We start from the raw sequence: 11,988 nt of genomic DNA, 5'->3' as shown, positions 1-11,988 counted from the left end.
CAAGGACTGCTTCAACTGACCGACGGTCAGCGCAACGGATCCGCCCACAGATCCGGCCCCCTGCCACCACGGTGGCAGGGGGCCGGATTCGTCGGGTCAGCTCTGGACGAAGACCGCCACGCTGCGCGCCGGGACGGTGAAGGTGCCGGTCGCCCGGTCGAACGAGGCGGTCCGGAGCACCGGGTCGGCCGAGGTACGCAGCACCGGGTGCAGCGCCACGTTCGCCCCGCGCAGGCCGGTCACGGTCTGCGTCGCCGCCGCCGGCGTGGCGTTGAAGACCACCGTGACGGACTTCCACGCCCCGCCCAGGCCGCGGGCGTCCAGGGTCATGGTGATCACGCCTGGGGTCTCGTGCGTACCGGAGAGCGGGAAGGCGACCCGCTGCTGCACCTGGTCGGCGGTGGTCAGCCCGAACACCGGCGAGGACCGGCGGATGCGGAGCAGTTCGGCGTACCGGGCGTCGGCCAGGTTGATCGCCGCGCAGTCGGGCACGAGCTTCGGGTCGGCCAGCAACGGCTTGGCGTACGGCCACTTGCTCTGGTTGTCCGCGGCCGGCGGGAGGCCGGCGCCGAAGCCGTTGCCCTGGGTGCAGTCCCACCGGATCTGGTTGAACCAGTCACCGGAGTTGTACGAGTTGCGGTCCAGCGACTTGGAGCGCAGCCGCTCCGAGCCGGCTGTCACGAAGCCGGTCCCCTGCCCCATCACCACCGTGCTGAGGGCGAGCACCTGCATCCGGGCCCGATCCGTCGCCGAGGTCCCCTGCGGCAGCTTGTACGCCAGCGCGTCGTACAGGATCTCGTTGTCGTGCGCGTCGACGTACGTGACCGCCTCGGCCGGCGCGGCGGTGTAGCCGGCCGGTGCGCCGTTGTAGTCGACCTGGGCGCCGGTGACCTGCCGCCCGGACGAGTCGGTGAACCGGTAGCCGCGCAGGTTGCCGGTCAGGCCCACCTTGATCAGGTCATGCTGGTGCAGCAGCCGGGCCTTCTGCTCCGCCGCCGAACCGTTGACGTCGTCGCCGTTCGGGTCGGACCAGAGGCCGGACGCGAAGCCCTGGATCCGCGGGTTGTCGTCGAACGGGCCGCCGCCCCGTACCCCGTCCCGGAGCCGGTCGTTGAAGGTGCCGATCCCGGTGCCCGCCATGTTGGCCTGGGTGGCCTGCACGAACCGGGCGTCGCCCGCGACCTCGCCGAAGTTCCACCCCTCGCCGTAGAGCAGGATCTTCTTCCCGTCCACGCCGTCGCGGGCCAGGGTGAGCTGGTCCAGCGCGGCGCGCACGGCGAGGATGTTCGCCTTGGGGTGGTGACCCATCAGGTCGAACCGGAAGCCGTCCACCTTGTACTGCCGGGCCCAGGTGACCAGGGAGTCCACCACGAGCTTGCCCATCATGGCGTGCTCCGGGGCGGTGTTGGCGCAGCAGGTCGAGTTCGCCACGATGCCGTCCTCCAGCAGCCGCTGGTAGTAGCCCGGCACCACCTGGTCGAGCACCGACTTCGGGTCCGTGCCGGCGGCCGAGGTGTGGTTGTAGACGACGTCCATCACCACGCGCAGGCCGGCCCGGTTGATCCCGGCGACCATCTGCCGGAACTCGGTGGTCCGCCGGGCCCCCGCCGGGTCGACGGCGTAGCCGCCCTCCGGCACGGTGTAGTGCAGCGGGTCGTACCCCCAGTTGTAGCCGTCGGTGTCGGCGACGGCCGACACGCACTTCTGCTGCTCGTCCGAGTCGGGCGGCAGCGCGGCCAGGTCGCAGCCGGGCTGCCGCTGGTCGGCCCGCTTCTCGGGGATGGTGGCGAAGTCGAACGCCGGCAGCAGATGCAGGTAGTTCACCCCCGCCTCGCCGAGCGCGGCGAGGTGCTTCATCCCGGCGGTGCCCGGATCAGTGAAGGCGAGGTAGGTGCCCCGCCGCTCGGCCGGGACGGTGGTGTCGGCGATGGAGAAGTCGCGGACCGACACCTCCTGGATCTGCGCCTTCGACGACGGGACCGCCGCCGGCTTGCGCAGCGTCGCCCAGCCGGCCGGGGCCAGCGCCGGGTCGTCAAGGTCGACGAGCTGGCTGTGCGTGGAGTCCGGCGCGAGAGCCACCGAGTAGGGGTCGGTCACCGCGGCGGTGACCAGCTGCTGCGCCGCCGGCTGCCAGGCCTGCACCCGGTAGCGGTAGTACTTCCCGGCCCAGTCCTTCGTGCCGCGCACCGACCAGACCCCGGTGCGGTCGTCGCGGCTCATCGCCACCGTCCTCGGCTCGGCCGTCGGCGAGTCGAAGAGCTGGAGCGACACCGTGCGCGCGGTGGGCGCCCAGACGGCCAGCGTGGGCACCTTACCGGTGAACGTCGGCCCGAGCTTCACCTGCGTGGCGGCCCGGTAGACGTCGTCGAGCACGCCCGGGATCTGCACCCCGGTGGCGCCGAGCAGCTTGCCCTCGGCGTCCCGCTCGGTCACCACGAGCTGCCCACGCAGCGCCGCCGGCACCCTGGCCAGGTCGGCCCGGTCGAGGCTGAAGGTGCGGTAGGACCACAGGTGCGGCCACGCCGCCCGCTGGGCCTCGGTGAGCCCGTTGCGCTCCGCCCGCAGCGGCAGCGTGGTGTACGTCCCGGTCAGCTCGCCGTCGCTGATGCCGAGCCCACCGGTCGGGGCGGCGACCAGGGCGTACCGCTTGCCGTCGGTCGGCCCGGTCTGCCAGGCGACGGTGGACCGGTCGATCCACTGTGCCTTCTGCTTGGTGATGTCGAGGTCCCGGGCGACGCCCGTGGCGGTCGACGGGAGCAGCCGGCCCTTGATGCCGGCCAGCAGCCAGACCTCGTGCCCGGCGGTGGCGAAGTCGAGGCGCTGGTCCTCGGGATGGTCCTTCTCGTCGCCGGAGTGCACGATGTAGCTCAGCCCGGTGGCTCCAGCGGCCAGGGGCACCCGGAACACCGCACCGAAGGAGTCGATCCGCTCCGGCTTCAGCGGGTTGCCCCAGTCGGTCGGGGTGGCCGCACCGTCCCAGAGGTGCAGGCCCCAACCGTCGTAGTTGCCGTCCGCCTTGCGCCAGTGGATCACCGCGGTGCTCTGGTCGACCGGCGGGTCGGGCTCGCCCGTGGCGGCCTGCCGGGTCGGATACAACGTCGGGTCACCCTGCTTGACCCAGACCTCGCCGGTCTGCGTGACGTCGATGGTGCGGTCGTTCGGCACGTCCTTGGTGCCGTCCTTGTCGACCACCAGAAAGCCCACTGACTTGGCGCCCGGCTTCAGCTTGACCCAGGCGAACCGGCCGAAGGAGTCCTCACCGGCGAACGGCTGCCCCTTGGGCCACTCGGTCTGGTACGCCGGGTCGATGTCGCCCCAGGTGTAGAGCCCCCAGTCGGCGTACCCGCCGGCCGGGCGCTGGTAGTGCACCACCACCCAGTCCCGGGAGGCACTCTGCGCCGGCGTGCCGACGACGCCGGTGGACCGGGTGCTGGCGACGCGGCCCTTGCCGTCGCGGACGACGGCCTTGTACTCGACCTTCGTCCCGCCCGGCAGGCCGGTCAGGTCGTGGTGGACGGTGTACGGCGCCCGGTGCGCGCTGCCCAGCAGGGTCCACTTGCCGCCGGGGACCCGGGCGGCGAAGGTGACGGCCGCGAGGGGGTCGCCGGTGACCTGCGCGGTGACGGCGGCCCTGGTGGCGACCGGGGCGTCACCCGGCTCGGTGATGGTGACCTTCGGGGCGGCCCCGGCCTGCGGGATCGCCCGGTCCGCCCGGAGCACCACGGCCGACCTGGCCGGCACGGTGACGCTCAGCTTGCCGTCGGCGCCGGCCGTCGAGGTGGCGGCACCGCCGTAGACGCCGGTGAAGGTGGCGCCGGCCGACCAGGTGTCCACGGTGACAGTCTGCGCGCTCGCGGCGTTGTTCACCGCGACGACGTACTCGGTCCGGTCGGCGGGCAGGATGCGGGAGAAGGCGAAGACGCCGGGGCCGTCGGCCGCGTACCGGGTGACCTGGATGCCGTCCCGCAGGGCCGGGTGCGCCTGCCGCAGCCGGCCCAGCTCGGCGATGGTCCGGTACAGCGGGTGGCCGGTGTCGTACTGGTCGCCGGCGTGGGTACGGGTGGTGCCGATCAGGTCGTCGTCGAGGTAGTCCGGCACCTGGCTCGCGAACATGTCCTGCCGGGCGTCCTTGTCCCCGCCGGGGCCGGTGAAGCCCTGCTCGTCGCCGGAGTAGACGACGGGCTGGCCGCGGGTGAGGAACATCAGCTGGTGGGCGAGCTGGTCCCGGCGCAGCTGGCTGGCGTCGTCCCCGCCGGCCGCGGCGATGAACGAGCCGATCCGGCCCATGTCGTGGTTGCCGAGGAAGGTGGTCAGCCGGTTGGCGTCGGTGTCCCGGGCCGCGTAGAGGTCGTCCCGGGCGTACAGGTCGGCAAGCGCCTTGGCCGAGCCGTCGGCGGCGGTGTAGCCGCGCGCGGCCTCCTGGAAGGAAAAGTCCAGGGTGGCCGGCAGGCCGCCCTGCCGCACGTACGTCGACTCGATCTCCTGGTCGGCGCTGTACACCTCGCCGAACATGAAGAAGTCCGGCTTGCCGGCCTGCTCCGCGGCCCGCTGGATGCCGCGGCTGAACTGCGGCCAAAAGTCGAGGTTGCTGTGCTTGACGGTGTCGAGGCGGAAGCCGTCGACCCCGGCACGGGTGATCCACTGCGCGTAGATGTCGGTCATCCCCCGCACCACCTCGGGCCGTTCGGTCCAGAGGTCGTCGAGGCCGAAGAAGTCGCCGTACTCGCTGTTCTCACCGGCGAAGGTGGAGTCACCCCGGTTGTGGTACATGGTCGGGTCGTTCAGCCACGCCGGGACCTTGACCTTCGCGTCGGCCGGGCTGGCGAACGTCGGGGTGTACGGGAACGACTTCTCGTTGACCTGCGGGAAGTCCCGGGTGCCGTCGGCGTAGTTGCGGTCCTCGAAGGCCCGCCCCTGCGCGTCCCGGTACGGCGCGGTCTTCTTGTCGACGTAGCCGTACCTGTCCTCGGCGTACCGGATGACGTCCGCGGTGTGGTTGACGATGATGTCGAGGTAGACCTTGATGCCCCGCCGGTGGGCGAGGTCGACCAGCTTCGTCAGCTCCTCGTTGCTGCCGAAGTGCGGGTCGACCTGCGTGAAGTCGGTGATCCAGTAGCCGTGGTAGCCGGCGGAGACGTCCGCGCCGGCGCCCTGCACGGGCCGGTTCTTGAAGATCGGGGCCAGCCAGATGGCCGTGGTGCCCAGGCCCTGGATGTAGTCCAGCTTGTCGATGAGCCCCTTGAGGTCACCGCCGTGATAGAAGCCCTTGTCCTTCGGGTCCAAGCCGGTGGCGAGCCGGCCGCCGGTCAGGCCACCGGTGTCGTTGCGCGGGTCGCCGTTGGCGAAGCGGTCCGGCAGGACGAAGTAGAACTGCTCGGCCCGGGCGTTGTTACTGCCGGCCTTGAGCAGCGCCTCGGCGGACGGCTCCCGGCTCCACTGCGGCGCGTTGGCGGCGGCGAGGACGTCGGGGACCGCGGACTGCTCGTTGCCGGCGGCGCTCATTTGGTGAACGGCGACCGGCACGCCGACGAGCGTGAGCACGAGGGAGGAGACCAAGGCGAGCAGCGCCTTGCGAGGTATCGGCGGGGGTTTCATCGACGGCCTTTCTCTGGTCGCTGATTCGCCCGCACGCTAGCCCTTGCTGAAACATTCTGCAATAGCCTGCAAGCCAAGTCGAAACAAAGCAGCCGCCTTGCAAAACGCGCATAATACGGGCGGTCGCGGACGAGGCGGCGCATGCACGGTCGACGATGCCGCGGCGCGCCAGGTCCGGCCCGCTGCGGTAGGTCAGCGAACCGCCGGACATACGGGCGGTCTCCTGGTCCGCACCGGACACCCAGGCGTCCGCCACCCGTCCATCAGGGAAGGTCAGCTGGGCCACCCAGCCGCGGGTGGGGAGCAGTGCCGAAAAATGCCCCACGCGGCGCGCGGTCGTTCACCCCGGCGACGCGCTCAGCCGATGGCGCAGTCCGCGCCGTTGACCGTGCACCGGTCCGGCCGGTCGCCGGTGCCCGTGCGGCTGAACTGCAGTTGCACGCTGACGCTCTGCCCCGACGTCAGCGCCCCGGTGCCGGACAGCACGAACATTCCGCCGCCTCGGGAGCTGGCCGAGACGCCGGAGCCGGACGAGACCTGGACGCTCTTGACGTTGCCGGCGAAGGCCAGCTCCACCGTCCAGTCCTGGCTCGATCCGGACCCGTTGGTGACGGTCAGCCGGGCCGCGAACGAGCGCCGGTCGCTGTCGATGGCCTCGTACCGGGCGGTGACCGCGCCAGGGGCCACGAGCGGTGCCGGCGCGGCCAGCGCCGGCGCGCCCGACGTCGGGCTGACCGACCGGCTCGGGCCGACCGACCGCGACGGGCTGGGCGACCCCGTCGGTGGTGCCGTGGGAGTGGCGGCTACCAGCGGTGCGGCCTCAAACGGCGTGGCGGAGCCGTTCTCCGCGGCACCCGTCGGCAGGTAGATCGGCGGCGCCCCGGCCGTCGGGATCACCCGGCGCTCCTCGTCCCGCACCGCGAGCAGGGCGATCACGAGCAGGCTGGCGAGCAGGCCGACGCCGAGCAGCACCACCATCCACGGCACCGACATCAGCAGCCTCGGCGCCGACGGCTCCTCAGCCGGCTGGACCCGTCCGGCGCTCATCACGTCCCCCCTCGCCGAAGCCGACGCGCCAGCGTAGCCAGCGGCGAGCCACCGCCGACAGCGGGCGGGCCACCTTCCGCCCGTCCGGGCCACCGGGAGGCGGAGAACGGATGACCCACAGGCGGCGATCCGACCGCCACCACGAGGCGTACGCACCGGACCCGCACCGCGCGTCGGCCAGGCCGTGCGGTCCCATCGATGGAAGGTGCCGGGCATTCGCCATCCGGCTCCCGCCGGGGATTCGCTGATTGTCCACTATGAAGTCCGGGGCGACCGCCGCGCCACCCGGGCAGCAGCCAGCGGCCAGCGCGGCCTCAGCCGGTACGGATGACGGTGCAGATGGCCGGCCCGCCGTCGGTGGCCCGCAGCAGGTAGCGGTAGCGCTCACCGGGCACCGCCCGCCCCCGGCTGTCCAAGAACTCCCACCGCACCGCCACCTCGGTGAGCAACACGGAGAGCTGCTGCACCTCCTCGATCTGGGCGTTCGCCGCGACCAGTTCCCGTTCCCGGTAGTCCGGGGCCGCGCCGACGAAGCTCAGGGCCACCGCGGCCGGGGACGTAAACGAGAAGCTGTACGTGTCGGCGACCACCAGCCCCGGCAGGGCGTAGCAGCCGGCGATGGCAGACACGTCGCCGGTGGTCAGCGCCACGCCGTACCGGTCGAAGAAGTCGGCCAGCGCCTCGAGATGCGTGGAAGCCGTCACGGGGCTCTCCATTACCGCCCGGCGGCTCCGGCAAACCTGGTCAGCGCGGCGGGATGCGCACCTCGATCTCGGCGCCGAGCTGCGCGCCCCCGCTGAGATCGAGGTCGTCGCCGCTCCAGAACCGGCCCGGGTCGTACCAGTTGGGCCGGCGACCGGCGGGCAGCAGCCCCATCGCCTCGTAGGTCACCGCCACCACCTCGGCGCAGTACGCGGTCTCCAGCGCCCGGTCCCGCACCGGCACGCCCCCACCGTCGCCTGTGGACGGCCGCCGGCGGCGCAGATCCGGCACCCGGCCGCGCGCCCAGCGCCAGGCGAGCTGCGCGGTCGACGGAAACGGGGTGCCGTCGAGGCGCGCCACGGTACGCAGCACCGCCTCCTCCATGGCGGTGTCGACCGGCGGTTCGAGCTGGCGCAGCCAGGCCCGCTGGCCGTACCGGTTGGCCCAGACGCAGACCGCGTCCCGCAGGTCGTGCAGCTGCACCCCGCGCTGGTGGCTGCCGGTCCACATGTCCGGCAGCGAACGGCCCAGCTCGGCGTGCCACATCAGCGGCGGCATGTCGTCCAGGACCACCGCCATGCCCACATGGTTGACCGGGCTGTTGGTGGTGAGCTGGATGGCGCGGTCCGGCACGCTCCGCCCGCGGAACACCCACACGTCCCCGGTCCGGGTCAGCTCCACCGCCTCGTCCAGGCTGATGCTCATAGAGGATTACCCTAGGCCGATGCGGCAACGGATGCGGTGGTGGAAGCTGCTCGGGCTGGCCGGCCTCGCCGGCGTCGCGGCGACCGGCGTGGTCGTGGCCCGGGCGGAACGGCGGCGCCGGGCGTACACCCCGGAAGAGATCCGGGACCGGCTGCGCGAGCGGCACGCGCAGGCCGCTCGACGATCCTCCTGACCCGCCCGGGCTCACCGCTCCGCGCGGCGCACCGCGTCGTCCAGCGCCTCAGAGGTACGGGCGACCAGCGCGCTGCCGTCGTCCAGCAGCAGGATCGGACGCTGGATCAGCTCCGGGTGCGCAACCATCGCGGCGACCCACCGCGGCTCGGTGTCGTCGTCGCGCGGCCAGTCGGCCATGCTCAGGGCCGCCGCTGCCGGCTCCCCGGTGCGGCAGATGTCCCACGCTCGCGCGTCCAGCCGCCGCAGCACCTCGGTCAACTCGGCCGCGCTCGGCGGCTCCGCCAGGTACGCCCGCAGCCGGTAGGGCACCCGCGCCTCGTCAAGCGTGGCCCGGGCGGCGGCGCACTTCGAGCAGGACGGGTTGTTCCACATCTCCATGACCCCACATGGTGGCACGCCGCCACCGACGGTTCGCTGCCGCGGCTCACCCACCAGGCGCACTCCGTGACAGCGGTGTCGCGGTGGGTCCGACCGTCGTGAGTGGAACGCTGTGGAGCGGCTACTAGTGGTTGCTTTCCTTTTAGAACTGTCCGCAATTGACGGTCGTGGGTAGTGTCTATCGGATCGGCGAGTTTGCCAAGCGGGTGGGCCGTTCGGTGAGCACGGTGCGCCGGTGGGAGGTGGAGGGTCGGATCAGGGCCCGTCGTCTGCCGTCGGGGCAGCGGTATTTCGACGATTCGGATGTGCGTAGGGTGTTGCAGCCGGGTTTCGACGCGGACCGGCGGAAGGTTGTGGTGTATTGCCGGGTGTCGTCGCCGGGTCAGAAGTCGGACTTGGCCTTGCAGGTGGCGGCGATGCAGCAGTTCTGCCTGGCTCGCGGTCTGGCCGTGGACGAGTGGGTCAGCGAGGTCGGCGGCGGGATGGACCTTCGCCGGGAGAAGTTCCTGGCGTTGATGGACGCGGTGGACCGGGGTGAGGTCGCCACGTTGGTGGTGGCGCACAAGGACAGGTTGGCCCGGTTCGGGTTCGACCTGGTGGAGCATGTGGCGGAGCGTGGTGGCTGCGAGATCGTCGTCGTCAACCAGGAGTCCCTGTCTCCACGGCAGGAGTTGGTCGAGGACCTCCTGGCCGTCGTCAACTCCTTCTCGTGTCGGCTGTACGGTCTGCGCCGCTACGAGAAGGAGTTGAAAAGGGCGGACTTGGCCATGGAGGGTGACCGGTGAAGGTCACCCGGATCGCCTACTCCGTTCGGCTTAATCCGGGCAAGTACGGCGCCCTGGTGGAGCAGGCCCGCCGGTTGGGTCGGGTGCGTAGTGAGGTGTGGCAGCGGTACGGCTCGATCGGCGGGGTCGGGTCCGGGTTGCGAGACCGGCAGGTGCGGGACCGGTGGCTGGCCGACGGCACCCACATGCGGTTTGGTGTGTTGGCGAATGCGTGGAAGGAAACCGTCCGCGACGCCATGGCCGACATCGCCGCGAACCTGGAGGCGGCCAAGGTCGACGTCCGGCGGGCGATCAGCCGACGCACGAGCGATCCGGTCGAGCGCAAGCGGATGTTCGGCGCGTTGAAGGCCGACCAGTGGGCCGGTGATCCGTTCCTGGCGCGGCAGATGCGCAAGCATTGGAAGCGGGGCCGCAACCGCACGCATGATCAGATTGTGGTGCGTGCCGACAACTTCAACACGATCGTTGACGGGCGCGGCCGGTTGTGGTTGGCGGTTCCCGGTCTCGAACCCCGGCGGATGGTCCGAATCCCGCTGTCCACGACCGTCGCGCCGACGGGGACGCTGCGGCTGATCCTGCGCGGCGGCCGAGTCGAGATCCACTACCAAATCGACGCGGCGGGGATGCGGTCGTCGCAGCGGCCGTGCGGCGAGGCAACGGTCGGCGTCGACAAGGGCTACACCGAAGCCCTCACCGACTCCGACGGCCAGCCCCACGGTGAACAACTCGGCATGCTGTTGATCCGTGAGTCGGACCGGTTGAAGGAACGAAACCGGCGCCGGGCGAAGCTACGCTCGATCGCCAACACCGCCGCCCTGCGCGGTGGCCACGCGAAAGCGCACCGGATCAAGGTCAACAACCTCGGCACGATCAAGCGGGACCGGCAGGCCGCCCGGCACCGGGCACGGGTGCGCACGGAGATCTTCACCGCCGTGCACGAGGTCGTCGACAAAGCCGCCACCATAATGGCCGAAGACCTCACCAAACGCTTCACCGCACGAAAGAAGCTCGGCAAGAACATCAACCGGCGTCTCGCCGCGTGGACCAAAGGAGTCACCGCGGAGGCCCTGAAAAGCGTGTCGGAGCGTAGAGGTTCTGCGCTCGTTCCCGTCAACGCCGCCTACACCTCACAAACCTGCCACCGCTGCGGCACCTTCGGCCGACGCAGCGGGGACCGGTTTCACTGCACCCAGTGCGGGGTGGTGTGGCAAGCAGACGTGAACGCCGCGATCAACATCCTGCACCGAGCCGGCGACCCCGACATCGCCCTGCACACCCCACACCAGCGGGTAAAGCAGATCCTGCAGGACCGGACCGATCGCCACCGGACCAGACTGCCGGTCCAGGACTCCAGCCCAGCCACCACGGCCGAGCGGAGAGCGAAACATCCGAACCACTCAACAATGAGCAAGAAGTAGGAAGCAGGCGTCGGGGAACCGGCTGATCCGCCCGCCCGGCAAGCGGTGTGGAGGTTCGGGCCGCAATGCTGGGCGTCCGTCCGGCCGCCGAGCCTCTTCGGTGGCTACAAACTTGATGACGTGGACGAGTCAGGGCTCGTTTGACCGAAGACGGCCCGCAAGGGGACGCTCCGTGACGGCTCACTGATCCGTTCACGTCATCAAGTTCGTACCGTCCCGACCGCTACGGCAATCCGCCGTCCGGGCACGCCCATCCGGGGGCGGTCGGCCCGGCGATACCCGTCCGGCCCGGCCTGCCCGGAATGTCCCGTCGGCGTCCCGGTGGCCCGGCAGCGCCTGCCGCACACCAGCCACGCTGCCCTGGCCAAGATCCACGCAAGGTCAGCGACGTGGCTGCCACCCCTACGCCGGGATACCGCCACATCGCCGACCCTGCGCGCCTACCGCGCCGTTCGGGTGGCCTGCCCGGTTCCGCCCAGGCCGCGGATGCCGGGTTTGGGGTCGGATGTCGGGTTGTCGGGGCTGGTGGATGGAATCGGGGCGGGGTCGGGGGCGTTGAACATGGCAGACCGCGCCGGATCTGCGGCCCCCGTCAACGGGCGGGCCCCGGGCGCGGGCGGAATGATCGGCCCCCGGCCGTGGTTACATCCCCCGGCCGCCCGAGCAGCAGCCCCGGGCCGATCCCCCCGGGAGTCCGGTGGAATGATCCCCGGTCCCCGGTCGTTACACCCCCGGACCGCCGAGCAGGCCGCGAGGCCTCGGGCCGGTCTCCGGGAGTCCGGTGGAATGATCCCCGGCCCCCGGTCGTTACATCCCCGGGTCACCCGAGCAGGCCACGCCGCCGGGCACCCCGTCTTCAGACTTTCCCTTTCACGCGGCACACCGCACCCCCCTTTGCGTGCGTGCCGTTCCCCCGATCGAAAGGTTTGATCATCATGCGTACCGACATTCTGCGTAAGACCGTGCTGACCGCTGCTGGTGTCGCCGCCACCGCCGGTGGCATCGCCGGCCCCGCCATCGCCGCCCACGCCGCCCCCGCCCACAAGCCCGCCGTCCAGGCGCAGGCCAGCAAGAACGGCGAGCGGGAACTGAACGTGCGCTACGAGGCCCAGCCGAACTTCTACTACTGCGGCCCCGCCGCCACCCGCAACGCCCTCTCTGTC

General features: G+C 71.3%; 8 protein-coding genes and 1 pseudogene. 4 read left to right on the top strand and 5 right to left on the bottom strand.

The window, feature by feature from the left end:
• Positions 1 to 96: 96 nt before the first annotated feature.
• From pulA to ACY34I_RS39035, 4 genes are all read right to left on the bottom strand, one after another.
• Positions 97 to 5,595 carry a pullulanase-type alpha-1,6-glucosidase gene (gene pulA, locus ACY34I_RS39050; RefSeq protein ID WP_462760355.1) on the bottom strand — a complete coding sequence of 1,833 codons (5,499 nt, stop codon included), beginning with the start codon at positions 5,593 to 5,595 and terminating at the stop codon, positions 97 to 99.
• Between the two features lie 357 nt (positions 5,596 to 5,952).
• Complete coding sequence (locus ACY34I_RS39045; RefSeq protein ID WP_462760353.1) at positions 5,953 to 6,642, bottom strand: cellulose binding domain-containing protein; 690 nt, start codon at positions 6,640 to 6,642, stop codon at positions 5,953 to 5,955.
• Between the two features lie 314 nt (positions 6,643 to 6,956).
• Positions 6,957 to 7,346 (bottom strand): hypothetical protein, encoded by a 390-nt coding sequence (locus ACY34I_RS39040; protein WP_462760351.1) that lies wholly within the window; start codon positions 7,344 to 7,346, stop codon positions 6,957 to 6,959.
• A 40-nt stretch (positions 7,347 to 7,386) separates the two neighbouring features.
• On the bottom strand, positions 7,387 to 8,049 hold the full coding sequence (locus tag ACY34I_RS39035) for a hypothetical protein (protein ID WP_462760349.1): 663 nt from the start codon (positions 8,047 to 8,049) through the stop codon (positions 7,387 to 7,389).
• 19 nt (positions 8,050 to 8,068) lie between these two features.
• On the opposite strand from ACY34I_RS39035, the gene ACY34I_RS39030 reads away from it, so the two are divergent.
• The gene (locus ACY34I_RS39030) at positions 8,069 to 8,242 is read left to right on the top strand and encodes a hypothetical protein (protein WP_187413985.1); all 174 of its coding nucleotides are present in this window, start codon (positions 8,069 to 8,071) and stop codon (positions 8,240 to 8,242) included.
• A gap of 11 nt (positions 8,243 to 8,253) precedes the next feature.
• Here ACY34I_RS39030 and ACY34I_RS39025 read toward each other — a convergent pair whose 3' ends face one another.
• Complete coding sequence (locus ACY34I_RS39025) at positions 8,254 to 8,622, bottom strand: ArsC/Spx/MgsR family protein (protein WP_462760348.1); 369 nt, start codon at positions 8,620 to 8,622, stop codon at positions 8,254 to 8,256.
• 167 nt (positions 8,623 to 8,789) lie between these two features.
• Between ACY34I_RS39025 and ACY34I_RS39020 the strand changes: the two genes are divergently transcribed.
• From ACY34I_RS39020 to ACY34I_RS39010, 3 genes and pseudogenes are all read left to right on the top strand, one after another.
• On the top strand, positions 8,790 to 9,407 hold the full coding sequence (locus ACY34I_RS39020; protein ID WP_462760346.1) for an IS607 family transposase: 618 nt from the start codon (positions 8,790 to 8,792) through the stop codon (positions 9,405 to 9,407).
• Positions 9,404 to 10,825, top strand: coding sequence for an RNA-guided endonuclease InsQ/TnpB family protein (locus ACY34I_RS39015; RefSeq protein ID WP_462760344.1), 1,422 nt, complete (start codon positions 9,404 to 9,406; stop codon positions 10,823 to 10,825). Before ACY34I_RS39020 ends, ACY34I_RS39015 begins: the two co-directional genes overlap by 4 nt.
• Before the next feature lie 935 nt (positions 10,826 to 11,760).
• Positions 11,761 to 11,988: pseudogene (locus ACY34I_RS39010) on the top strand (C39 family peptidase); the annotation flags it as partial.

The sequence above is a fragment of the Micromonospora sp. RTBAU3-60 genome, from assembly GCF_054963695.1.
The sequence above is the reverse complement of the archived record's forward strand: the minus strand, read 5'-3'. Positions and strand labels throughout refer to the sequence as shown.